This window comes from Butyrivibrio sp., assembly GCF_017433805.1.
Classification (GTDB): Bacteria; Bacillota; Clostridia; order Lachnospirales; family Lachnospiraceae; genus Butyrivibrio.
In genome coordinates this window covers 340,766-365,380 of sequence record NZ_JAFRGN010000013.1, presented here as the reverse complement: position 1 = coordinate 365,380, position 24,615 = coordinate 340,766, and the positions used below count along the sequence as shown (strand labels likewise).

Sequence of the window (24,615 nt, the reverse complement as noted above, 5' to 3'; positions counted from 1 at the left end):
CATTGAGGTCAATTTAAATTACTATATTTTGTTGGTAGGAGGACAGTTATGTTCAAGATTTTGGAAGCAAATGAGCTGGCTACGAACATATTTCAGATGATAGTAGAAGCTCCACGAGTAGCGCAGGCGTGTTTACCCGGACAGTTTCTTATTATCCGTGTAGACGAGGAGGGCGAGAGAATCCCTCTTACTATTTGCGATTACGACAGAGAAAAGGGAACTGTTGAAATCGTAGTTCAGGCTATTGGTGCTGAGACATTTAAGCTTGGTAAGCTTAAGGCTGGTGATAGTCTTGCTGATGTTGTAGGACCTCTTGGTAAGCCTTCAGATCTCTGCGAGGAGAGCATTGACGAGCTTAAGAAAAAGAAAATCGTATTTATTGCAGGTGGTGTAGGAACTGCTCCTGTATATCCACAGGCTAAGTGGCTCAAGGAACAGGGCGTAGACTGCGACGTTATTATCGGTGCTAAGACCAAGGATCTCGTTATCCTTGAGGATAGATTCAAAAAAGTATGTAACCTTCACATCACAACAGATGATGGTTCTTATGGCAGAAGTGGTATGGTTACCAAGGCTCTTCAGGACCTTTGGGATGAAGGTAACAAGTATGATCACTGCGTAGCAATCGGACCAATGATCATGATGAAATTTGTATGCAAACTTACACAGGAACTTGGAATTCCTACTATTGTCAGCATGAACCCTATTATGGTTGACGGTACTGGAATGTGCGGTGCTTGTCGTCTTACAGTAGGCGGAGAAGTTAAATTTGCCTGCGTAGATGGTCCAGAGTTTGACGGACATAAGGTAGACTTTGATCAGGCTATGAACAGAATGAAGCTGTACAAAACTGAAGAAGGAAGACTTATGCTCAAGGCTCAGGAAGGTGATACTCACCACGGCGGCTGCGGCAACTGCAACTAATAGCATAATATAGAATAGTAAGGAGAATTCAGATGGATGGATTTGTAAGAGTTCCTGTTCGTGAGCAGGATGCCAAGGTTCGTGCTACAAATTTCCAGGAAGTATGCCTTGGATATAATAAAGAAGAAGCTGAAAGCGAGGCACAGCGCTGCCTCAACTGTAAGAACCCTAAATGCGTTCAGGGTTGTCCTGTATCAATTGATATTCCTGCATTTATCCAGCAGGTTAAGGAAGGCGATGTAGAGGGCGCTTACCAGACAATTAGTAAGTCAAGTGCACTTCCAGCTGTATGCGGACGTGTATGTCCTCAGGAGAGCCAGTGTGAAGGTCAGTGCGTAAGAGGAATCAAGGGCGATGCTGTTTCAATCGGTAAGCTTGAGAGATACGTTGCTGATACAGCAAGAGAGCTCGGAATCAAGCCAGAAGGCGCTAAAGAGAAGAAAGGCAAGAAGGTAGCTATCATCGGATCAGGCCCTTCAGGACTTACATGTGCTGGAGACCTTGCTAAGATGGGCTATGATGTAACAATTTTCGAGGCTCTTCATGAGGCAGGTGGAGTTCTTGTTTATGGTATTCCTGAGTTCCGTCTTCCTAAGGATGCTGTAGTTAAGAAGGAAATCGAGAACGTTAAGTCACTTGGCGTTAAGCTTGAGACAGACGTTGTTATCGGTAAGTCAGTTACAATAGATGAGCTTATGGAAAAAGAGGGCTTTGAGGCAGTATTTATTGGCTCAGGTGCCGGACTTCCAAGATTCATGAACATTCCTGGTGAGCAGGCAATGGGGGTATTCTCAGCTAACGAGTTCCTTACAAGAAGCAATCTTATGAAGGCTTTTGATGAGAATTCAAGAACACCTATCATGAGACCTAAGAAGTGCGTTGTAGTTGGTGGTGGTAACGTTGCTATGGACGCTGCCAGAACAGCTCTTCGTCTTGGCTCAGAAGTTCACGTTGTATATCGTCGTGGTGAGGAAGAGCTTCCTGCACGTAAGGAAGAAGTTGGACATGCTAAGGAAGAGGGAATCATCTTTGATCTTCTCACAAACCCTGTTGAGATCCATGCTGATGAGAACGGCTGGGTAACAGGTATCACATGTATCAGAATGGAGCTTGGTGAGCCTGATGAGTCAGGAAGAAGAAGCCCTGTAGAGGTTCCTGGTTCTGAGTTTGAGATTGAGTGTGATGCAGTAATCATGTCCCTTGGAACATCACCTAACCCACTTATTTCTTCTACAACAGATGGACTTGAAGTTAACCGCAGAAAGTGTATCGTTGCTCAGGAAGAAAACGGACAGACATCTAAGCCTGGCGTATTTGCTGGTGGAGATGCTGTTACAGGCGCTGCAACAGTTATCCTTGCTATGGGTGCTGGTAAGGCAGCTGCTAAGGGTATTGATGAGTACCTCTCCAACAAATAATCAGACAGTTTAAACACTTTTTATTATGATAAGATGTCTAGAAATAGGCATCTTATTTTTGTGTGTGAATAAAAGTGCGTATATAAACGTAAATACGACATACATAAAATCTTAAGAAATTTCGACGGTAAATCTTAAGAATTCTCATGTAGTATGAGAAATAGAGGAATAAATATGATACAATAAAAAATGTTTGGAGAGTGGAAATGGACAGAGAAGAAAAAATTAAAATTGCTATTACTGCAGGGATTGCAGGACTTATACTATTGATACTGATATTGTTCCTTGCATTATCAGGAACAGGCTCTAAGGATGATGAGCAGAAATTAAATGACAATATAGCTGAATATGCATCTAACCTTGCAGAAGGCACAGAGGCATCAAGTATAGCATCTACAGATGTAAGCGTAGACGATGCAGCAACTGAGAGTACATCATTTGTGCCTTATTCAGAATATGTTAATTCCAAGAAGGGAACAGTTTCAGGTAACAGCTTCTATGAGACAAAGGGGGCAGTACTTAAGGATGTATACAAGACTCTTAAGTATGACAGGGATGCTCAGCTTCAGGAGATGTTTACATACTTTGAAGCCGGTAATGAGGATGCTGTAAGAGATCTTGCACATCTCGAGAGATTTGAAGCGATGTCTTTTTCACTAGATGGAACCAAGGATTTCTATTATCACGGTGAAGTTAATGGAAATGGACAGCCTGATGGAATAGGGCTTGCAGTATATGCTAATGATCAGTATTACTACGGACATTGGAAGGATGGAGTCAGATCAGGAGACGGCAAGTGGATATCTTTTTATCCTTCATACAGTGAGTATGTAGTTAAAGAGCATATGTATTTCGGAGAGTGGCTTGACGACATGCCCAACGGACGTGGACAGGAGCACTATGACTATAATCAGGAATACATGAACAGTGCTGATCTTTATCTTCAGAATGCTATTGGATACTTCGCTAACGGCTATTATAACGGCGAGATGTACATTATTACTGTAGATAATAACTATGATACCAAGGAATGGCTTGGAACCTGCGATATGGGTAACTGGGTACAGGTTCTTAATACTTCTGAGGATTCCAAGGGCAGAATCGCTACACTTAGCGAGAGAGAAAACATTGATAATCATATCTGGATGGTTAAAAACAAGGCTGTTGATAACGGTGTTTCTGGAATTATTACAGGTGGTACTATAGCTAAATGAGTACAATAAGTATTATTTGCGTAGGCAAGATCAAGGAAAAATATTGGAATGATGCTATAGCAGAGTATTCCAAAAGATTGTCCAGGTATTGTAAAATAAATATCATAGAGGTACCGGACGAGAAAACTCCTGATAATGCGCCACCAGCCATTGAAGAGCAGATCAAGAAAAAAGAAGGCGACAGGATTCTGCAGAATATCGACCCTTCAGCCTATGTCTGTGCTCTTGCTATTGGTGGTAAGAAATATTCATCAGAAGGTTTTGCTGAGTTTATTGCGGATAAGGGAGTATCTGGTGTGAGCCACATACAGTTTATTATAGGTGGATCCCTTGGAATACACGAATCAGTGCTTAAACAGGCAAACAGTCAGATCAGTTTTTCAGATATGACTTTTCCGCACCAGATGATGCGCGTGATTCTGCTGGAGCAGATTTACAGGGGATATCGTATCAATCGTGGTGAACCTTATCATAAATAATTGGGGAATGTTGGATGAGTGAGATTACAGAGTTATCATTAGCTCTTACAGCTGATGATGAGAGGAATATATTTGGGGGCAATGACAGCTATATTCGCAAGATTGAGAAGAGCCTCCACGTGGAGATCATTGATAGAAATGGTGAGCTACATATAATTGGTGACAAGGAGGGAGCAGCTAAAGCTTCCAGTATCATAAGAGAACTGGTTCAGCTCTCCAGACGTGGCACCAGCATAGAGGAGCAGAGCGTAGATTACGCCATTTCTCTTAAGGAAGATTCAGTCAAAACAAAAGAAAGTCAAAATGATAACGTGCTTGTAGATATAGACAGGGACGTTATTTGTCATACCATTTCTGGTAAGCCTATCAAACCCAAGACTCTAGGACAAAAGAAATACATTGATGCTATCAGAAATAAGATGATTGTATTTGGTCTGGGACCAGCAGGAACTGGTAAGACGTATCTTGCTATGGCCATGGCTATAACAGCTTTTCAGAGAGAAGAAGTCAGCAGGATCATTCTGACAAGACCAGCTATAGAGGCTGGTGAGAAGCTTGGCTTTTTGCCAGGTGACCTTCAGAGCAAGGTTGATCCTTATCTTAGACCGTTGTACGATGCTCTGTACCAGATTATGGGCACAGAGAACTTTATCAAGAACATGGAAAAGGGCCTTATAGAGGTTGCTCCTCTTGCGTACATGAGAGGTAGAACACTAGATAATGCATTTATTATTCTGGATGAGGCTCAGAATACAACTCCTGCACAGATGAAAATGTTCCTTACCAGAATTGGTTTTGGTTCCAAGGTTATCATCACTGGTGATGCTACTCAGAAGGACCTTTCTCCAGATGTGAAGTCTGGACTTGACGTGGCAGAAAGTGTCCTCAAGGGAATAGATGATATAGCCTTCTGCACACTGACAAGTAGTGACGTAGTAAGACATCCACTTGTTCAGAAGATTGTTAAGGCCTACGAGGATTATGAGAAGAAGGCTGCTAACAAGCAGAAAAAGAAATCAATTCAGAAATTGGAGAGAAAACCTAGAGATGGAAAGTGAGAACAAAATTAGTTTAAAGCTTAGACTTTGCTATGGCGGAATGTTCTTGCTCACAGGACTGTGTGTTTTTGCGTTTTCTTTTCTGACAGGGAAGAGTTACGAAGCCATTTTGAGAAACACCATAGTTTCTCTTATCATTACCGGTACAGTTTTGTTTATGTTAATGGACGCCATCAGCAGAGGCGAAGAGGGCTTTTCATATGACAATTACAAACACAAGGACAGATTTATAGTTGTTTATTCCAGCTTCCTTTTGCTGGCTTGTCTTTTCGGTCTTGTGCCTAATCAGTTCTGGCCATATATGTCAATGTTTGTGATTCTGGGGCTTTTTTCCAACATGGAGATTGGGCTTGTTTCCGGAGTAGGGCTTGTAACTATTTCTGTTATGCTGGAAGAAAATGGTCACTTTGGCGAGCTGTTCATGTATGTGCTTGCTGGAACCGTTGCACTTTCTATGTTCAGAGACCTTAAAGAGAATACTTCAATAGGAATCCCTGTTGCCATTTCTCTTATGATGCAGGCAGTTCTTTTGATAGCGTTTAACGTTTTGTTCCAGAACAGAACCTTATCATTTAATATTCTGATCCTGCCTATTCTGAACCTGATGCTGAATCTTATCATATTGCTGATTTTCCTGAATATATTTGGTGTTTATATCATCAGGAAGTCCAATGATATGTATATGGATATCAATGATACAGAGTATCCACTTCTTGTTGAACTTAAGAATTACAACAAGGATGATTATTTCAAAGCTATTCACACAGCGTATCTTGCCGAGAGAATAGCCAATGGCCTTGGTTTTAATGCCAGAGCCATCAAGAACTGTTCCTACTATCACAGAATAGGAATATTACAGGGCAAGAAGGACTGGGAAAGTGTTAAGCCTATTTATGAGGAACATCATTTCCCTGATGAGGCAATATCTCTTTTGCACGAGTATATTGATCCCTCCTCATCTCCAGTCAGATCCAAGGAAGCTCTTACTATAAATGTTACAGAGACAGTTATTGCTTCTATCATGTACCTTATCAAGCAGAACAAGGATGCCAAGATTGATTATGACCAGCTTATTGATAAAGTATTTGAGAAAAAAGAGGCTGACGGCGAGCTTAAGAACTGTGATGTTACATTCAGAGAATATGAACAGATGAAGAAAATACTCAAAAAGGAGAAGCTCTATTATGATTTTTTGCGTTGAAAATGAAGTTGACGCACGCTTTGACTTTGATATTGAAGAACTCGGACGAACAGTTGCACAGGCAGTTCTCGACGAGGAGAAATGCCCTTATGAGGTTGAGATTTGCCTCACAATTACAGATGATGAGGGCATCAGAGAGATTAACAATGAATTCAGACAGATAGATAATCCTACAGACGTTTTATCTTTTCCTAACGTCAGCTATGAGGAGCCAGGAGATTTTTCTGTGATAGATGGGGAGCAGAAAATTGATCTCCTTAATCCTGACACAGGGAATATCAGCTTTGGCGATATTGTCATCAACGAGAACAGGGTTAGATCACAGGCTCTTGAATACGGACATTCAGAGAAAAGAGAATTTGCATTCCTTGTAGCTCACAGTATGCTTCATTTATGTGGCTATGATCACATGGAAGCAGAGGAAGCTGCTGTTATGGAAGGCAAGCAGAACGAAATTTTGACATCACTTGGTATTACCAGAGATTAGTTTTAGCTAGGGGAGCGTTGTATGAAGAGCTACACTGAGGAGAAGAGGATCAGACCTGACATTTTGACGTCAGCTGTTTACTGGTCTATCTGCATTATGATGTTTTTTAACATAATATCAGTGCGTATATTTGGGGATAAGGGAGCTGGCTTTTGTTCAGTTCCTAATACTCTTTTCTTTTTGTTATATATATCTTTTGTTCTGGCTGCGCAGAAATCAGTTTATGTTATGGTGAGACTTCGTGCCAGAAGATCTCAGTTTATTAATGCTGAGACCAATATGAAGAGATCGATGAGAATGTTTTCTCTGGCTGGAATTGTTATTGCAGCAATTCTGGGCCTTGGAAGCTTTAGCATAGCTAAAAATGTTCTCGGATCAGGTAAAGTTTATTTCCAGCTGATAATAGTGGCTGTGAGCCTTGTGCTGTTATGTCCACAGGGAGTTTTAAGAGGCTACCTTCAAGGACTTGGCTACACCAAGCCAATAGTAATTTCTGACCTGCTTATTTCGATAGCTTCATTTATTTCAGGTGGGATTATTTCAGGTCTTATGTACAACTATGGTAAGAAGGTTAATGATCTTTTCCATGGTGATGAGTACAGCGCTATTTATGGCGCATCAGGCATGATGATTGGACTTCTTATTGGTTCGCTGATAGGTCTTTTTCAGATACTTATCAGTTATTCCATTCGCAAGAAGGAGATAGCTGGCATCGTTAAAAATGGTGCACCAAGATATCTTGATAATAAGAATGATGTTTACACAAGCATCAGACCTATAATATATCTGTATGCATCCGCGCTTTTGATGCTGCTTGTAGACAATATAGTTTATAATCTGCTTCAGATAAAGGCGGATAATACAGTAGATATGATCGCCAGGTATGGAGCATATAGCGGACGAGTTGTTTCTTTTGTGATATTTATTTCTTTCCTTTGCTGCATTCCTTTCATTAAGTCCTGGAACAGGGTTATGGCAAGGGTTGAGAGAGATGAGATAGAGGGCGCAAGAGACAGACTTAAGAAGCTTTTGCATTTTACTTACCTGCTTCTGATTCCTGTATTTACAGCAGTTTTTGTGGTTGCTGACAGTATTCAGATTGCTATTTATGGGAAGAGCACAAGTGAAGTAAGTGGTATTTTCAGACTGGCTTCTATTATGATACTTTTGCTGGCACTTGGCGTACTGGTATCATGGCTTCTTAATCACATGGGTAAGAGCCTGCTGCTGACTATTAATTTGACAATATCATGGGCTGTTCATATAGGTCTTTTGATATTACTATCTATTGTCATGGGTAATAAGATTGAATCAATCGTTTTGGCACAGATTGTTTCATTCCTGATATATGATGTTTCATGCATGTTCATGATACTCAAGATGTTAAAGCTAAGAGCCAACATGCTGATGAATATTGGTATTCCGCTTCTTGCATCTGGCGTATCAGGTCTTGTACTACTTGCTTTGGACAGGATTTTCGTCAATCTGATCGGTGAGGTGCTGACTCTTGTAATTAGTCTTATAGTATTTGTAATAGTTTATTTGGTATTGATGGTTGTGCTTAAGGGAATCAGAACCCATGAGCTTGAGCTGGTTCCACTTGGAAGATTCTTTACTTCTTTTTCTTCCAAGGTTCAGCATGACAAGTTTTATGAGGAATAATTTTGAGTAAGAAAATAATAATTGCTGGCGGCGGAGCGGCTGGTATGTGCGCTGCTATTTACGCTGCCAGAAATGGTGCAGATGTCACCATAATTGAGAAGAATTCACAGCTTGGTAAAAAGCTCTCCATGACAGGAAATGGACGATGCAATTTATCAAATCTTGATATGAACGAGAAGATGTACAACCTTTCTGCAGAGAAGAGAATGAAGGAATGGTTGTCTGTTTATGGCGTTCTTGATGTTATCAATTTCTTCAAATCCCTTGGTATCGTAATAAAAAGTGAAGAGAGATACCTTTACCCTGTGTCAGGCCAGGCTAGTACGGTTGTGTCTGCATTTGAGAGCGAGATCAAAAGGCTCGGGGTTAAGGTTATTTATGGCGAGCAGGTTAAGTCTGTTAAGGTTCATGAGATGGAACCTGATAATAAGGCGCTTGATGCCAAGCAGATTGAAGCTGTTCTTACTCGTGGTGCCAAGATAGACCCTAATCGTGAAAAATATACTGTTGTAACTAATATGAATTCCTATGAGGCTGACAAAGTTATCCTGGCTACAGGATCTCTTAGTGGTGCCAAGAGTACAATGTCTACTGGCGACGGCTATTATATCTGCAAGCAGTTGGGAATGACTATTAAAGATACTCATCCGGCTCTTGTTGGCTTTAAATGTGATGAGTCAGAAACTATGCCGACAAATGGTGTCAGATGTACAGCAGAGATTTCATTTATGCTGGGGGTAGAAGCTCTTGCAACAGAATTTGGTGAACTTCAGTTTACCAAGGATGGTATTTCTGGAATCCCTGTAATGCAGGCTAGTGGCAAGATTGTTAAGTTCCTTGAAGAAGGTAAGCCTATCTATGTTTCAATCAACTTCTTTCCAGACTACGATGATGATGACTTCCTGGCTCTTGAGAAAGAGATGCTAAGACTTCGCGACGACAGAAGCCTTAAGGACTTCCTGAATGGCTTTTATAACAGTAATATCAATGATATGGTCATTGCCCGCATGAAGATGGGGGCTTCCATGAAGATGAAGAATATTTCTGAGAGCATGGTTCTGAGTATTTTTGACAGTTACAGGAATTATAAGATCAAGCTTTCAGAGAGCTATGGATATCAACAGGCTCAGGTTACTTCTGGTGGTGTTAGCCTTGGAGATATCAAGGATGATATGACAGTTAATGGCCACAATGGAATCTTCGTAATTGGCGAGCTTCTTGATGTTGACGGTAGGTGCGGCGGCTACAATCTGCAGTGGGCTTTCACAAGCGGAAGTATTGCTGGAACTGTGGCATCACTGTGATGGCTTCTGCTGCTGCGCAGCATGTCACAATGCAAAGGAAGTGACAGAGAATGTATCTCGACTTTCACGGGGCGAAGTTATACTGTGAAATGCAGTTACTGGATTATGTTGATACCTCATTTAAGCTGCAATTAACATAGTAGCTATAAATTATCTTATAATGCCGATATTATATGTTCTTTGGGATAGCTGGAAAATTGGAAAGTATATAAGAAGTATGAGATTTTATATTTTATATGTTTTTAGAGAAAGAAAAATAGAATCAAATGCTTATAAAAGTATTTGATATAGTGTAAATTATAGCTTTTTTAGATATTTTATAAGTTGAAGATACATATAAAAAGCCTCGAAAGAGATTGAATTATAGCTTTTAAGAGAATAAGAAGGCTTTAAAAACATATAAAATAGCTTGATATAGATAAAGTTATAGCTTGGGCAACAGAATTAGTTTAAAAAGGAATAGATTATGGTACGGATAAATCAGATTAAATTACAGCATGATGGAAAGGACTATAGATCAGAAGAACTTAGGAAAATCCTTTCCAAGAAGGTCTGTAAGAGTCTTAGGATAGATGAAGAGAATATAGAGAAATTCGAGATTATCAGGCATTCGATTGACGCTAGGAAGAAGCCTGATATTTTTCATATATATATGGTGGATGTGGCTCTTAAGGGGTGCGATGAATATTCTGTTGTTAAGAAGAGTAGAGATAAGAATATAAGTATCGTTGAAGATAAGAAATATAGTTTTGATGAACAGGTAAAACTCAGGAGAAAATCTTTAGAAGAAAATAATGTAACAACTGATGCAGAATGCAATCTTTCAAATACAACAGATGGAAATTGTAGTGATGGTAATGATGCCTGTGAAAAGAGCAGTAGTAACAAGGTGGTTATTGTCGGCGCAGGACCTGCGGGACTTTTCTGTGGATATATGCTGGCCATGAATGGTTATAAGCCAATTATCCTTGAAAGAGGCGCTGATGTTGATGAGAGAACAAGGATAGTTGAGCACTTCTGGAAGACTGGCGAGCTTAATACTGCAACAAATGTACAGTTTGGAGAAGGCGGAGCTGGAACGTTTTCTGATGGTAAGCTCAATACCATGGTTAAAGACAAGGATGGCAGAGGAAGAGAAGCACTCAGAATCTTTGCCTTGAATGGTGCTAACGAGGATATCATGTACGAAGCTAAGCCTCATATTGGTACTGATATCTTAAGAAACGTTGTAAGAAATATGAGAGAGAAGATTATTTCTTGTGGCGGAGAGGTTCATTTCAACAGCCAGGTGATTGATATAGAGACTAGCGGAAACAAGGTCGCAGGAGTTAAATATGTTACACTTTCTAATGATAATAGCTCTGAGTGTGATGTAAAACTCATAGAATGTGATACAGTAGTTCTTGCTATTGGTCACAGTGCAAGAGACACCTTCTATATGTTAAAAGAAAGAGCTGTTGACATGGCACCTAAACCATTTGCAGTAGGCTTTAGAGTAGAGCATCCACAGGGACTTATTAATCTGTCTCAGTATGGGGCGGAGAATCCTAAGGGACTTCCACCTGCACCATACAAGCTGACAGCTACAACCGATGCAGGAAGAGGCGTGTATTCCTTCTGTATGTGCCCAGGTGGATATGTAGTTAATGCATCTTCAGAAGAAGGGATGCTGGCTGTTAACGGTATGAGCTATAGTAAGCGTGATGGCAAGAATGCCAATTCTGCTATCATCATAACTGTAGATCCCAAGGATTTTGGTGGAGACGACGTTTTGTCAGGCGTAGAGTTCCAGAGGCGCCTTGAGAAAAAAGCTTATGAACTTGGACAGGGCAAGATTCCAGTAGAATACTATGGGGATTTCAAGAATTCTGTAAAGACTAATAAGAGCCAAAAGGATAATATCAATGGAATAAAGTCTTTATCAGACAATGAACCTAATAGTATAATGACTGAAATAGGCCCAAAGAAGGGTGACAATACACCTAATATGTGCGGTGACTATGTATTTGCTGATGTTCACACAATACTCACTGATGATCTGAATGAAGCCTTTGTAGAAGGTATGGAGAAATTCGGAAGAACCATTAAGGGCTATAACTGTGATGGTGCTCTTGTATCAGGCGTTGAGTCACGAACATCTTCTCCAGTTCGTATCAATAGAGATGATAGCTGCCAGTCCGTTAATGTAAAGGGACTTTATCCTTGTGGTGAGGGTGCTGGCTACGCCGGTGGTATCATGTCTGCTGCCATGGATGGAATGAAGGTTGCTGAGTACGTAGTAGCATGCAATTTGAAGTAAATAATAACGATTGAAGAATGATCAGTATAAGAATTGAGAAGCTATGAACTATAATGTGAACATGAACGGCATTGATGTGGATGCCTTCTATAATGACAACACTGTAAAAGAGATATTCTTTCCACTGCTTGAGCGAGTAACTAAGCTTCAAAAGGAAAAGGGAAGAAGAATCCTTGTATATATAGCAGCACCTCCAGGAGCTGGAAAGAGCACGTTATGTAGTTTTCTTCAAAAGCTATCTGAAGATAATGAGTGTTTTGCTGATGCTCAGGCTATTGGCATGGATGGCTTCCACAGACGTCAGGACTATCTTACCAGTCATACGACTATTCGTGACGGCAAAGAAATCAAAATGGTTGAGATCAAAGGTGCTCCTGTAACCTTCGATCTTAAGCTTTTTACCCAGAAGATTAAAGAGGTTTTGTCAAAAGAAAAAGTTGGCTGGCCTGTATATGACAGGATGCTTCATAACCCTGTAGATGATGCTGTAACTGTAACAAAAGATATAGTTTTCCTTGAAGGCAATTATCTTTTACTTAATGAGGATGGTTGGCGAGATCTGCGAGAATATGCTGATCTGACTATATTTGTAAGCGCAGATGAAAACATGCTTAGAAAGCGTCTTATAGAGCGTAAGGCTGCAAGCGGAAACAGCGTAGAAACTGCAACAAGCTTTGTCGACTATAGTGATATTCCTAATGTAAGACTGTGTCTAACTAATTCTCAAAAGGCTGACATTACTCTGATTTTGGATGAACAGGGTGACTATCATTCAGATAAGACAACTCTTAGAATGCTTACTGTAGCAAAAAGAGATAAGCTATCTGCAGAAGAACGCATCGAAAAGAGCTCTAAGATATTTGAAAGGCTTGTAGATATGCCTGAATATAAAGAAGCAGGTAACATCCTTGTTTACGCTTCTATGGGTAGTGAAGTTATTACAGATGACATTATTTTAGATGCTCTTTCTGAAGGTAAGAAGGTCTTTTGTCCTAAGGTTATATCCAGAAAGACAAGGGATATGAAATTTGTTCAGATCACTAGGATAGAAGATCTGGAAGAAGGGTTTCAGGGTATAAGAGAACCGGTTATTACAGATGATTCTGTTATATATAACAATGATCAGGAAGAGAGCACTCTTGTGATAATGCCTGGAACTGTATTTGACAGAAAACGCAACAGAATAGGCTATAATGGCGGCTTCTATGATACTTTTCTTTCAAATAATAAAGGACTTAGCACGATAGCACTTTCTTATGACGTTCAGATATTTGAATGCGAGATTATCACAGAAGCTCACGATATTAAGCCAGACAAGATAATTACTGAGTCAGAGATAATGTAATATGAATTTTTATAATGGGATATTCAAAATTTACAAAAACAATTTTGAATATTCCATTTTTTTATATAGGGGTCCTTTTTATAATGAGTACTGTAAACAAGTGATGAGTTTCCAAAAGTCGCACTCATCATTCACTTAACTCATTTTGAGAAGGGAAGGGTATTTATTTATGAAAAAGAGAATTCTTAGTACTCTTGTTTGTCTGACTGTTGCAGCAACAACTATCATTGGCTGTGGTTCACAGGCTCCAGCTACTACAGATACACCTGCTACAGAGACCAAGACAGAAGCTACAGAAACAAAGACAGAAGAGAAGGCAGCTGAGACTACATAAGCTTCAGGCGATAAGGTAACACTTTCAATCTACACACAGTATGCAGATGATGACACAAAGGTTCCTTATGACTACGCTGTAGAGCAGCTTGCAGAGGCTTATCCAAATGTTGAGCTTAACCTCATCGTTCAGGCTCAGGATGATGGACAGACACTTAAGACTCTTGCAGCTACAGGTCAGCTCCCTGACATTTATCAGGCTAGTACAGATATTATCAATACATTCCGTGAGTCCAACCAGATCATGGTACTCAACGATGTAGCACAGTCAACAGGATTCCTTGATAAGCTCTATGATGCAAACAAGGATCTTGCATATGCAGAGGATGGCAACATCTATGCATTCCCATTCTCAGGTCAGGAGTATGTTCTTTGGTACTACAACAAGGCACTCTTTGCTGAGAACAACCTCGAGATTCCTGAGACATACGACGATCTTCTTAACTGCATCGAAGTATTCAAGTCTAAGGGAATCACACCACTTGCACTCTTTGGTCAGGAAGGCTGGAACACAGCTGCTGCATATGACGTAATCGCTACAAGATATGCAGAGGGTGGTATCAAGGCTCTTGATGAGGGCAAGGCTAGCATCACAGACGAAGGCTATGTAAACGCTGCCAAGAAGATGGAAGAGCTTGTTGCTGCAGGCCTCTATCAGGAAGATGCTACAACAACTAACTATGACCAGGCTTCTGAGAAGTTCCTTTCAGGTCAGGCTGCTATGTTCATCAACGGTCAGTGGTACATCGAAGATGCTACAAAGACTCTTGGTGAGGACGTTGACTGGATGTTCTACCCAGCACAGGATGCTGCTGCATACGAAGCTGGTAAGGCTGTATTCTCAGGTGGCGGATCATCTTCAGGATTTGCTGTAAACCCAGATTCAGCTAACGCTGAGCTTGCTGCAGAAGTTGCTGAGTTTATCACAGAGAAGTACTGCGAAGCTAAGGTTATGTACAGACACAATCCACTTGTTGCTATCGACACAGGTAAAGAGCCAGACTCTGAGTATCCTGCAATGATGAAGAAGCTTTCAGATACACTTCCTTCAATCACAGCAACAACAAAGTTCACATGGGGACTTACAAACTCAACATTTAACGATGCAATTCAGTCAGAGTCACAGGGCCTTGTTTCAGGACAGTTCTCAGCTGACGAGTTCATCCAGGATATCGAAGATACAATGGAATAATTCCAAAGGGGCATTAGTTTTTTAGAGAAGGTTTAAAGATATTGTGCGGGGTATGGCAGATCAGGGGTTATATCTGCCGACTCCGCACTATACATGTGAACATAAATAATGTTCATGATATTTGCTACAGAATCACACATTTTAATTTTGGGAGATAAACCATGAAAAAATACATGGGTAACAAACTGGCGATCTTGTTATTCATTTTGCCAGCACTTGCAATCTTTATAACTTTTGATTTTATTCCGATCATCCAGGTATTTGCTTATAGCTTTACAGACTGGAATGGTCTTACAATGCCGAATTTTACAGGTCTTAAGAACTATGTTGACCTGTTCACTGATAGAGTGTTTTATACATCAAACAGAAACCAGTTCATTTTTGCCATTGTGATCACAGTTTATCAGATGCTCTTTGCAACTATATTTGCTATCACAATCTCTGATAAGAAGATGAAGGGAAGAAAGTTCCTCAGAGTAGCATACTTCATTCCTGTAATTCTTTCTGTAACAGTTGTATGTCAGCTTTGGAGCGCTATCCTTAGTGGAGAGGGACTTCTTAACAAGCTGTTCGAGGTTGCTGGCTCAGATTTCAAGCAGAACTGGCTTGGAGACAGATACAAGGCTATCTATGTAATTGCTTTTGCTAATGCATGGCAGTGGATGGGATATCAGTTCGCACTTATCGTAGCTGGTATCAAGTCAATTCCTGCTGACTACTACGAGGCAGCCAGAATCGATGGATGTTCCAATGTTAAGGCTCACATGAAGATCACAATTCCTCTTCTTGCTGAGACTTACAAGTTCTGTCTTATCATTTCACTTACAGGTGGTATCAAGGCCTTCACTGAGATGAACATTTTGACAGGCGGTGGTCCTAACAAGTCAACCTTTACTCTTACATACATGATGTACAATGCTGCATTTAAGAAGAGTAACTATGGCTACGGACTTTCTGCAGCATCAATCATGGTTATTGAATGTATGCTTGTTATGCTGGTGATCAACTTTATCTTCAGAGATAAGGACCAGAAGAAGGAAGAAGAAAAAGCAAGGAGGAAACGCAATGCATAAGGATAGTAATAACAAAGCACTGCATTACGTATTTGTAGCATTTTGCTGGATCTATGCAGCGTTTTCACTTTATCAACTTATCTGGATGCTGTTTTATTCATTTAAGACTAATCAGGAAATCTTTGTAACGAACCCCTTTGGTTTCCCTTGGCCACTTCACTATGAGAACTACATTACAGCATGGACTAAATACGATGTTCCGCTGTATTTCCTCAACAGTTTACTTGTTTCAATTGGAACTGTTGCTATAACAATCTTTTCTGCGCTTTTATTCTCTTATGCAACCAGCAGAATGGTATGGAAGCTCAAGACCTTTACAAGATTGTTTCTTGGACTTGGAATGTTCATTCCTGTTCAGGCTATTATGATCCCTGTTGTTAAGGTTGTTCAGAAGTTTAACCTCATGGGAACAAGATGGTCTCTGATCTTACCTTATATTGCAATCAACCTTGCATTTGCATGTATGGTTTACTACGGATTCTTTAAGGGAATCCCAATGGAGCTTGAAGAAGCTGCCTGCATGGATGGAGCTACTATCTATCAGACCTTCTTTATGATCATTGAGCCACTTGTAAGACCAGCTACAGTAACACTTATCATTTACATCTTCCTCAATGCATGGAATGAGTTCATTCTTGCAAACGTAGTAGTAGGAAGTATCCCAGAGCTTAAGACACTTCCTCTTGGAGTATTATTCTTCCAGGGCGAGTTCACAACAGACTGGGGCGGAATGGGAGCAACAATGGTAATTGCTTCATTCCCAGCTATCATTGTTTATTCAATATTCTCAGAACAGGTTGAGAGCGCCATGACTATCGGCGGAGCTGTTAAGGGCTGATATATAGAATTAGACCCCTTAAGTAATCTTTTAGAATTACTTAAGGGGAATTTCTATGTACAAACATGATGGAAACGTTTATGGTATACTCATAAAGCAAAAGATATATTGAAATACGGAGACATATAATATGGCAGTTAAACTTACATCATCAATGAAAAAAAGAATCGGCATGTCGCTTTTTGGAGTTATTACCTGTGCAATAAGCGTTGGAATATTCAAGATAGCAGCACTTGGGGTGGATCCATTCCAGTCCTTTATGGCGGGCCTTGATGCACTTGTTCCAATCCAGTTTGGAACTTTATATGTGATAACAAATGCTGTGATGCTTTTATTTGCTCTTGTTTTTGACAGGCACTATATCGGAATAGCTACATTTATCAATTTATTCCTTCTTGGCTACATAACACAGTTTACTTATGAATTCCTTCAGACTGTGATCGTTGAGCCATCCATGATCGTTCGTGTTATGTGCCTTGTCGTTGGAGTAGTCATTCTATGCTTTGGCTCAGCTTTTTATATGACTGCTGACCTTGGCGTATCTACCTATGACGCGGTAGCACTTATTATCGTTAACACATGGAAAAAAGGTAAGTTCCAGTATGTGAGGATTATCACTGATCTTGTATGTATTGCTATAGGAACAGCTCTTTTCCTGATATCAGGCGGTACAATCATGCAGATTCCTACAATTGTTGGTGTGGGAACTATAATAACAGCGTTTTTCATGGGACCACTTATTGAGTTTTTTAATGTTCATATTACAAGACCTTTTCTTAACAAAGGTGATAACAAGTAATAGGACCTGATATGGCTAATACAGATTTTAATAATATGACCTTGAAGGATATGGAGGAGTATACTCCGGGCGGGAAGCGCTTTGTCAGAGGTAGAGCCCGCAACATATCCATCAAGTATAAAATGGCATCAATAACTATGTTGGTAGCACTGATTCCAATGGTGGTACTGACTGTTTTGATGCTTATTTTTTATAACAGAGCCATTATGCAAAGAGCTGACAAGCAGATAGAAGAGAATATCAGGATCATGTCGGATAGAATATCTTCGGTTCTGCAAAACGGCGAGCTGTGCTCTAATAACCTGACTATTGAGTTTGGCAATTACTATAATGACAAGACTATGAAGCAGGTCACAAGGGATAACAAGATAATAAGCCAGTTGTCACAGTCACTTCTCATCTACAACGGTATCTCATCTATAGTTTTCATCGACTATAGCGGAAGATTCTATTCATCAGATCCATCTTTTTCAGAGGATAAGGCGCATATCAAGTTTTCGGAATATGTATATGACCTTAAGTATGCTGGTGGCAAGACTGTAATGATGGATCCAGCCCAGAATCCTTTTGATAAAAAGGGAAAAGAGATAATTACTCTTGGCAAGCATGTCATCAATATAGTTACAGGAACTCATTTGGGATATCTTTTTGTAAACATGGATAAGGATTATCTCATAGAGTCATCCCAAAGCGAGATAAGCTATTACTTCCTCTATGATTCATGGGGAAATATACTGTCAGAAACTAATATTAAAGATCCTATTTATGAGGATCATGATTTTATAGAGGGACTCTTGCAATCAGGGGAAAAGCTGATCAAATACCAGAACGAGACCTATCTTTTAGCAAGGGATGCTATTGAGGAATATGATTTTACTGTAATTGGTATTACTAACCTCAATAAGTTCAATGTTACAGGTAAAGACCTTAAGTTTATCCTTCTGACAACTAGCTCTTTTACCATAGTTCTGCTACTCATTTCTGTATGGTTTTCTGCAAACTTTGTAACCAAGCCTCTTAAGGTGCTCCATGACGGGGCAGAGCAGATTGCAGAAGGCGATATGAGCGTAAGATTCAGGTTCAAGACCAAGGATGAGATAGGTAGGCTTGGAAGAATCTTCAACTATATGACTCAGCGCAATATGGAGCTTCTCAAACAGGTTGACGATGAGGCCAAAAAGAAAAGGGAATACGAGCTTGCCCTTATTCAGGAGCAGGTTAAGCCTCATTTCCTATACAACACGCTGGATATTATCATCATGCTGATCGAGATGAACCGTAGTAAAGAGGCAGCAAGAGTAACACATAAGCTTGCCAGCTATTACAAGAATTCTCTATCTGGCAGCGAGGAAATCGTAACCATCGAAAGAGAAATTCAGATAATAAGGGACTATCTTGATCTTCAGACAATGCGCTACGGCGATAAGTTTAGCTATGAGATCGATGTGGATGCCAAGGCCTTTAATTCACAGATCCCTAAGATGACTTTGCAGCCCCTTGTAGAAAATGCGATTTATCATGGCATTAAGAATAAATCCAGCTGGGGTAAGATCACTGTTACTGGCAGAATTGTAGATAGCTATGTTGAGCTTCGCGTTATAGATGACGGAATCGGAATGAAGGTAGATGAGCTAAGAAAACTCAACGACCTTCTGAACAAGGAAGATATTTTTGACAGCGATGAAAAGAAAATGGCTAAGGAAGCGGAGATTACCGACCATGACTCTACAAAAGGTGGTAGCCATTTTGGATTATATAGCGTAGCAAAGAGAATCAAGCTCTATTTTGGCAGGGAATACGGCGCCAGAATCGAGAGTACAGAGAATGTTGGCACAACTGTAATTGTTAAAGTGCCATATTCAGAATAACATCGTATAAAGTATTATGACGCATTTTTGAATCTCAAAATTGCGCCAAAGGAGAACCTAAAGTGATACGAATAATGATCGTAGACGATATGCCTATTTTCCTTGAATACCTAAGGGGCTGTATCGATTGGAATTCATATGGATTTGAAATATGCTGTGAAGCTCATGATGGAAAAGAGGCACTGGAGAAGCTGGATGAATACTATCCTGACGTTGTTTTAACTGACATTACAATGCCATATCTTAATGGCCTGGAACTGGCAGAGAAGATTACAAGGGATTACCCTGATATTTCCGTGATACTCATAACTGGTAATAACGAGTTTGAGTATGCCAGAAAAGCTGTTAAGCTTGGTGTCTGCGATTATATCGTCAAGCCCTTTGAAAAAGAGGAACTCATCCTTAGCCTACTTAAGCTCCAGGATAATATTGATAAGGCCCTTGAGAGTACAGACAGCAAAAAAGAGGAATATTATGAGGAACTTAGAGCCCTTATCTATGCTGGAATAAGCGATGACGAGGCAGTCCGCAGCCTTGAGCAGAAGCTCTTTGGACGGGAAAATGATGACGGCGGATATCTTCTGGCGCTATTTAGATTTGATGCCAGTGCTCTGGCTGATAAAGAGGCTGATTCAAGAGAGCAGCTTATGAACTGGGAGAGTCTCATAGCCAAGATGCTTGCAGATAAGCTGGAAATCGCCGGTAAGTTCAAAATATTCCACGACTTTGAGAACAATATCGTGGTACTAATGCATTTTGAATCTTCTGCCGATATTAATCTTTATAAGGGATATGAGTTCACAGATATCATTCAGATTGTTAAGAATCAGCTGGGAATTGGAAGCGCCATAGCTCTTTCTCAGGCGGATACAATGAATGATGTGAAAAAAGCATACGAAAAAGCTCTGGTAATGCTAGGCGAAAAGGGCTACGGACAGCTTTGGGATCTTCGAAATATCAGTGAGAGCGTTTCTTCACCGTCGCTTGATGCAATTATAAGGCTCAATAAAGATATTGAGACACTTCAGGAAGATGATGCAGAAAAAGTCCTTAACAGTCTGTGGGAAAAGCTTCACATGGATAAGGCTGAAGCAGGCAAGGTATCTATATCTGATATGAATCTTCTGACCAGCGCCATCAGTATTTTGATGACGAATATTATCAGTAACGGTTTTTCTATTGATAAGATCTACGGAGATGGCTTCATGCCGGAGAAATTCATGGCTGATGCGACTTCTGCACAGGAGATGAAGGACAGGGTTATCTTTTTATACAAAAAGAGAATTGAGTTCGAGAAGGTTAAGAAAACCTCCAAGACTCACGATGTTGCCAGTGCTGCCAAGGAATATATCATCCAGAACTATTCTGACAGCAACCTGTCTATTTCTGATATCTCAGAGAGCCTTTGCGTGAACCAGACATATCTTCGCAAGATGTTTAAGAGCGAAATGGATATGACCCTTACTGAGTACATCACACAGTATCGTATGCAGGAGGCTAAGCGTCTTCTTACTACAACTGATGAAAAGCTCTCAGCAATAGCTGAGAAAGTTGGCTTTAATGATGTGAGTTATTTTTCAAATGTATTCAAGAAGTTTTATGGCATATCACCGAGGAGTATGAGTAAAGAGCAAAACTAATCTTTTGACTCTTGCACGGAGGTAAGAGATATGGTGATGACTAATACTGATTTCCAGAAGTATTTAAATGACCAGCTTCAGGAGCAGAAGGATCTGTATGTACCTGTCGATTGCAACTGGTATGATAAGTTCCTTGTTCAGAAAGTTAAGTGCACAAATATTCATCCTAATCCTGATGATGAATTCTGCTTCCCTAATGTAGGCCCCAGCTATAGGATAATCGGGGAATATGAGAAGAAGTTCAGGGATGATATGCATAAAGGTGGAGCTCCACTTATGGAACCACTTATTGTTCTAAAGGCGCACCCGAGAGGATATATTCTGCAAAATGGTCATCACAGATGGGCGGCAGCTCTTAAGCTTGGTGTCAAAAAGGTTCCAGTTCAGGTAGTAAACATGATGCTTCCTGATGATATCAAGAGAGTGATCGAGGAATCTACCAATGTAAGAAGAGTTACTCTTGACCTTGATGAGGTCGTATTCAGAGATAAAGATGATGAAAATATAGAGAAGATACCAAGTCTTTTCATGTCCAAGAATAAGAAACGAATAAGACTCGGTATTCCAGCTCTTTTCAGATATCTCAGAGCACATGATTATGACATCTGGGTATATTCAAGGGATTATTATTCTACTGATGATGTAGCCAAATTGTTTAAAAAGTATTATGTAAGTGTTGATGGTATCATTACTGGAACTGGCAATAAATTTGCTAATCAGGAATCAGAGAAATTGCAGAATATCAAGAACATGGTAGCAGATAAGTATAAGACTACGATACACATAGATAACGATATGCTCCTTGTAACCAGAGGAAAGGGCGGCGAGTTTGAGGAACATGAGCTTGATGCTGATGATGAGAAGTGGTCAAAAGATATAATTGAGTTCATTTCCAAGCTTGATGACAAGGAAGTTGATTCTAAATCTTAAAAAAGGTCAATTGATTAGTGGGGACTTGTGCGCTTATAATTTAAGGAAAATAGTTTGTTACGGGATTTTACTTGATTTAAGCGTGGGAGAATGTGTATGGAACTTTTAGAGATTTGTCAGAGGGCAAAAAAGGTTAAGTACGAGGCACAGATACTTAGTACTGAGGTCAAGAATAAGGCCTTGCTTCATGTTGCAGATGCACTTGTTCAAAGGGCTGATTTTATTCTGGAAGCCAATCAGAAGGACTATGATAATGGTGTGTCCAATGGCATGCATCAGGGCATGCTGGACAGACTTAAGCTTGATAATAAGCGTATCGAGGCTATGGCTGAGGGGCTTAGAGAAGTTGTAGAACTAGAAGATCCTATCGGGACAGAAATAGAGCATTTTACAAGGCCAAATGGTCTTGAGATATCCAAGGTCAGAGTTCCATTTGGTGTTATCGGTATTATCTACGAATCAAGGCCAAATGTTACAGCTGATGCATTCAGCCTTACCTTCAAATCGGGTAATGCTGTAATTTTAAAGGGTGGAAGCGATGCTATAAACAGTAATATCGCTATAACCAAGGTTATCAGGGATGCGCTCACAGAAGAAAGCATTAACCCTGATGTCATCCAGCTCATAGAGGATACAGACAGGAGCGTAACTACTTCATTTATGAAGATGAAGGAATATGTTGACGTTCTGATTCCACGCGGAAGTGCTGGCCTTATCAGAGCTGTCGTTGAGAATTCTACAATTCCGGTTATCGAAACTGGTACTGGAAATTGTCATATTTATGTCGATAAAGATGCAGATTTAGAGAAAGCAATCCCAATCATCATCAATGCCAAGACACAGCGTATTGGCGTGTGTAATGCTGCAGAATCACTTGTTGTACACAAGGATATCAAGGACAGATTCCTGCCCTTATTTGATGCTGTCATGAAGGAGCACAAGGTAGAGGTAAGGGCTGATGAAAAGGCTAAAGAAATCCTTACTGACTCCAAGTCTGCAACAGAAGAGGATTTTGGAAAAGAGTATCTTGATTACATCATTTCTGTTAAGACTGTTAATGATATATCTGAAGCTATAGAGCATATCAACAGATATAATACAGGTCATTCTGAATCCATTATCACAGAGAATAAAGAGGCTGCAGAGAAATTCCTCAATGAAGTAGACGCAGCATGTGTATATGTAAATGCTTCAACAAGATTTACAGATGGTTTTGAATTTGGCTTTGGAGCAGAGATTGGAATCAGCACACAAAAGCTTCACGCAAGAGGCCCTATGGGACTTAGAGAGCTTACATCCTACAAGTACAGAATAGTTGGAAATGGTCAGATTCGAGGATAATTACGACATATTTATATGGATAAATCCGCTCAAAAATAGTAATATATGATATGGCGGCATTATTGATGCCAATAATATTGTATAAACGGGGATTTTGGGGTTATGGCAATTACAACTATTGAGGAACTTAGAGAGGCATGCGAGAGAATTATCGCTGTTTCAAGAGAACTTCATGAGGCGGGGCTTTTAGTTCGTACCTGGGGGAATATAAGTCAGAGGGTAGACGACAAATCTTTTTTGATCACACCAAGCGGAATTAAATATGAGGATCTGACACCTGACATGATAGTCAAGGTGAATATTAACGACCTTTCCTACGAGGGAGATGTTCTTCCTTCCAGCGAGAAGGCTGTTCATGCAGCTTGCTATAAAGAACGTCCGGATGTGGGCTTTATTGTTCATACACATCAGGTATATGCTTCATGCGCTGGAACACTTGGAATCAAGAAGATATTATCCTATTTTGATGATACAGATATGGTTATTCCAGTTGCGCCTTATGCGCTTCCTGGAACAGATAAGCTTGCGCAGAACGTGGCAATGGCAGTCAGGAAGTTCCCTGATGTTAATGGCTTTATCATGGCTAATCATGGAACAGTGTGCCTGGGAGAAAATTCCGAAGAGGCTGTTTTTGAGGCCAAGAGAATGGAAGTTGCCTGCCATAATTTCTTGTCTGATGTATGTAAGACAGATATGAAGCACGGAGTAGAGGAAGGCTATAACAGCCATCTTGAAAATGGCGAGATCGTTTATGACAAGCCTGATACACCAATAAGAGTTCGTCATATACATGAAAAGATATATAAGAAGCGCCCTGATGTTAAATACATCGTTCATAACAAGTCAGAAGCTGTTGTGACAGTATCCAGGAGAGCCAGCCATATGAGACCACTTCTTGATGATTTTGCTCAGCTTATTGGCTATAGTGTTAAGGTGCCCAGTAACGAGCATGGCAGAGATGGTCAGAGCTACCACAATATCAAGAAAAATGTTAATGCAGTCTTTGCTCTTAATGATGGCGCTTACTGTGTAGGTTCAACTCTTGATGATGCAATGGCTGTTGCAATCGTTCTTGATAAGGGCTGCATAGCATATATTTCTGTTATGCGTAATGGAGAAGGACATTATCTTTCATTCTGGGAGAGTTACAAGATGAATAGGCATTACAGGAAGTCCTATTCCAAACTTGCGGATATAAAAGGTAATTGAT

21 protein-coding genes are annotated in these 24,615 nt (G+C 40.2%); all 21 read left to right on the top strand.

Going from position 1 to position 24,615, the window contains the following annotated elements:
* The first annotated feature begins 48 nt into the window (after nt 1–48).
* The 21 genes from IJI01_RS05035 (at nt 49) to IJI01_RS04935 (ending at nt 24,614) form a co-directional block, all read left to right on the top strand.
* On the top strand, nt 49–924 hold the full coding sequence (locus tag IJI01_RS05035) for a sulfide/dihydroorotate dehydrogenase-like FAD/NAD-binding protein (protein WP_292186714.1): 876 nt from the start codon (nt 49–51) through the stop codon (nt 922–924).
* 32 nt (nt 925–956) lie between these two features.
* A complete protein-coding gene (gene gltA, locus IJI01_RS05030) occupies nt 957–2,342 on the top strand; it encodes an NADPH-dependent glutamate synthase (RefSeq protein WP_292186711.1) in 1,386 nt (461 codons plus the stop codon).
* 206 nt (nt 2,343–2,548) lie between these two features.
* On the top strand, nt 2,549–3,556 hold the full coding sequence (locus tag IJI01_RS05025; RefSeq protein ID WP_292186708.1) for a hypothetical protein: 1,008 nt from the start codon (nt 2,549–2,551) through the stop codon (nt 3,554–3,556).
* The gene (gene rlmH / locus IJI01_RS05020) at nt 3,553–4,035 is read left to right on the top strand and encodes a 23S rRNA (pseudouridine(1915)-N(3))-methyltransferase RlmH (protein WP_292186705.1); all 483 of its coding nucleotides are present in this window, start codon (nt 3,553–3,555) and stop codon (nt 4,033–4,035) included. Before IJI01_RS05025 ends, rlmH begins: the two co-directional genes overlap by 4 nt.
* Before the next feature lie 14 nt (nt 4,036–4,049).
* Complete coding sequence (locus IJI01_RS05015) at nt 4,050–5,093, top strand: PhoH family protein (protein WP_292186703.1); 1,044 nt, start codon at nt 4,050–4,052, stop codon at nt 5,091–5,093.
* Entirely contained in the window at nt 5,083–6,294 is a 1,212-nt protein-coding gene (locus tag IJI01_RS05010) for a hypothetical protein (protein ID WP_292186700.1), read from the top strand. Before IJI01_RS05015 ends, IJI01_RS05010 begins: the two co-directional genes overlap by 11 nt.
* A complete protein-coding gene (ybeY, locus tag IJI01_RS05005) occupies nt 6,278–6,781 on the top strand; it encodes an rRNA maturation RNase YbeY (protein WP_292186698.1) in 504 nt (167 codons plus the stop codon). The genes IJI01_RS05010 and ybeY overlap by 17 nt, the downstream gene beginning before the upstream one ends.
* 21 nt (nt 6,782–6,802) lie before the next feature.
* Nucleotides 6,803–8,443, top strand: a complete 1,641-nt coding sequence (locus tag IJI01_RS05000) for a polysaccharide biosynthesis C-terminal domain-containing protein (RefSeq protein ID WP_292186695.1) — start codon at nt 6,803–6,805, stop codon at nt 8,441–8,443.
* A 2-nt stretch (nt 8,444–8,445) separates the two neighbouring features.
* A complete protein-coding gene (locus tag IJI01_RS04995) occupies nt 8,446–9,747 on the top strand; it encodes an aminoacetone oxidase family FAD-binding enzyme (RefSeq protein WP_292186693.1) in 1,302 nt (433 codons plus the stop codon).
* A gap of 466 nt (nt 9,748–10,213) precedes the next feature.
* Complete coding sequence (locus IJI01_RS04990) at nt 10,214–12,046, top strand: NAD(P)/FAD-dependent oxidoreductase (RefSeq protein ID WP_292186690.1); 1,833 nt, start codon at nt 10,214–10,216, stop codon at nt 12,044–12,046.
* A 43-nt stretch (nt 12,047–12,089) separates the two neighbouring features.
* Nucleotides 12,090–13,391, top strand: coding sequence for a nucleoside/nucleotide kinase family protein (locus IJI01_RS04985; protein ID WP_292186686.1), 1,302 nt, complete (start codon nt 12,090–12,092; stop codon nt 13,389–13,391).
* Between the two features lie 169 nt (nt 13,392–13,560).
* Nucleotides 13,561–13,725, top strand: a complete 165-nt coding sequence (locus IJI01_RS04980; protein WP_292186683.1) for a hypothetical protein — start codon at nt 13,561–13,563, stop codon at nt 13,723–13,725.
* Between the two features lie 27 nt (nt 13,726–13,752).
* A complete protein-coding gene (locus IJI01_RS04975; RefSeq protein WP_292186941.1) occupies nt 13,753–14,916 on the top strand; it encodes an ABC transporter substrate-binding protein in 1,164 nt (387 codons plus the stop codon).
* 161 nt (nt 14,917–15,077) lie between these two features.
* Nucleotides 15,078–15,989, top strand: a complete 912-nt coding sequence (locus tag IJI01_RS04970; RefSeq protein ID WP_292186680.1) for a carbohydrate ABC transporter permease — start codon at nt 15,078–15,080, stop codon at nt 15,987–15,989.
* Complete coding sequence (locus IJI01_RS04965; RefSeq protein WP_292186674.1) at nt 15,982–16,827, top strand: carbohydrate ABC transporter permease; 846 nt, start codon at nt 15,982–15,984, stop codon at nt 16,825–16,827. Before IJI01_RS04970 ends, IJI01_RS04965 begins: the two co-directional genes overlap by 8 nt.
* Nucleotides 16,828–16,957: 130 nt before the next feature.
* Nucleotides 16,958–17,626: a YczE/YyaS/YitT family protein gene (locus IJI01_RS04960; protein ID WP_292186671.1), complete on the top strand. Its 669-nt coding sequence runs from the start codon at nt 16,958–16,960 to the stop codon at nt 17,624–17,626.
* Nucleotides 17,627–17,637: 11 nt separating this feature from the next.
* Nucleotides 17,638–19,494 (top strand): cache domain-containing sensor histidine kinase, encoded by a 1,857-nt coding sequence (locus IJI01_RS04955; protein ID WP_292186668.1) that lies wholly within the window; start codon nt 17,638–17,640, stop codon nt 19,492–19,494.
* A 62-nt stretch (nt 19,495–19,556) separates the two neighbouring features.
* Nucleotides 19,557–21,134 carry a response regulator transcription factor gene (locus IJI01_RS04950; protein WP_292186665.1) on the top strand — a complete coding sequence of 526 codons (1,578 nt, stop codon included), beginning with the start codon at nt 19,557–19,559 and terminating at the stop codon, nt 21,132–21,134.
* A 30-nt stretch (nt 21,135–21,164) separates the two neighbouring features.
* Nucleotides 21,165–22,064 (top strand): ParB/RepB/Spo0J family partition protein, encoded by a 900-nt coding sequence (locus IJI01_RS04945; RefSeq protein WP_292186662.1) that lies wholly within the window; start codon nt 21,165–21,167, stop codon nt 22,062–22,064.
* Between the two features lie 96 nt (nt 22,065–22,160).
* Nucleotides 22,161–23,405, top strand: a complete 1,245-nt coding sequence (locus tag IJI01_RS04940; protein ID WP_292186660.1) for a glutamate-5-semialdehyde dehydrogenase — start codon at nt 22,161–22,163, stop codon at nt 23,403–23,405.
* Between the two features lie 102 nt (nt 23,406–23,507).
* Nucleotides 23,508–24,614: a class II aldolase/adducin family protein gene (locus IJI01_RS04935; RefSeq protein ID WP_292186657.1), complete on the top strand. Its 1,107-nt coding sequence runs from the start codon at nt 23,508–23,510 to the stop codon at nt 24,612–24,614.
* The last annotated feature ends 1 nt before the right edge of the window (nt 24,615 follow it).

Excerpts from the sequence above, each read along its gene's own strand:
- IJI01_RS05035 (WP_292186714.1), top strand. The coding sequence starts at position 49 with ATGTTCAAGATTTTGGAAGCAAATGAGCTGGCTACGAACATATTTCAG.
- gltA (WP_292186711.1), top strand. The coding sequence starts at position 957 with ATGGATGGATTTGTAAGAGTTCCTGTTCGTGAGCAGGATGCCAAGGTT.
- IJI01_RS05025 (WP_292186708.1), top strand. The coding sequence starts at position 2,549 with ATGGACAGAGAAGAAAAAATTAAAATTGCTATTACTGCAGGGATTGCA.
- rlmH (WP_292186705.1), top strand. The coding sequence starts at position 3,553 with ATGAGTACAATAAGTATTATTTGCGTAGGCAAGATCAAGGAAAAATAT.
- IJI01_RS05015 (WP_292186703.1), top strand. The coding sequence starts at position 4,050 with ATGAGTGAGATTACAGAGTTATCATTAGCTCTTACAGCTGATGATGAG.
- IJI01_RS05010 (WP_292186700.1), top strand. The coding sequence starts at position 5,083 with ATGGAAAGTGAGAACAAAATTAGTTTAAAGCTTAGACTTTGCTATGGC.
- ybeY (WP_292186698.1), top strand. The coding sequence starts at position 6,278 with ATGATTTTTTGCGTTGAAAATGAAGTTGACGCACGCTTTGACTTTGAT.
- IJI01_RS05000 (WP_292186695.1), top strand. The coding sequence starts at position 6,803 with ATGAAGAGCTACACTGAGGAGAAGAGGATCAGACCTGACATTTTGACG.
- IJI01_RS04990 (WP_292186690.1), top strand. The coding sequence starts at position 10,214 with ATGGTACGGATAAATCAGATTAAATTACAGCATGATGGAAAGGACTAT.
- IJI01_RS04985 (WP_292186686.1), top strand. The coding sequence starts at position 12,090 with ATGAACTATAATGTGAACATGAACGGCATTGATGTGGATGCCTTCTAT.
- IJI01_RS04980 (WP_292186683.1), top strand. The coding sequence starts at position 13,561 with ATGAAAAAGAGAATTCTTAGTACTCTTGTTTGTCTGACTGTTGCAGCA.
- IJI01_RS04970 (WP_292186680.1), top strand. The coding sequence starts at position 15,078 with ATGAAAAAATACATGGGTAACAAACTGGCGATCTTGTTATTCATTTTG.
- IJI01_RS04965 (WP_292186674.1), top strand. The coding sequence starts at position 15,982 with ATGCATAAGGATAGTAATAACAAAGCACTGCATTACGTATTTGTAGCA.
- IJI01_RS04960 (WP_292186671.1), top strand. The coding sequence starts at position 16,958 with ATGGCAGTTAAACTTACATCATCAATGAAAAAAAGAATCGGCATGTCG.
- IJI01_RS04955 (WP_292186668.1), top strand. The coding sequence starts at position 17,638 with ATGGCTAATACAGATTTTAATAATATGACCTTGAAGGATATGGAGGAG.
- IJI01_RS04945 (WP_292186662.1), top strand. The coding sequence starts at position 21,165 with ATGGTGATGACTAATACTGATTTCCAGAAGTATTTAAATGACCAGCTT.
- IJI01_RS04940 (WP_292186660.1), top strand. The coding sequence starts at position 22,161 with ATGGAACTTTTAGAGATTTGTCAGAGGGCAAAAAAGGTTAAGTACGAG.
- IJI01_RS04935 (WP_292186657.1), top strand. The coding sequence starts at position 23,508 with ATGGCAATTACAACTATTGAGGAACTTAGAGAGGCATGCGAGAGAATT.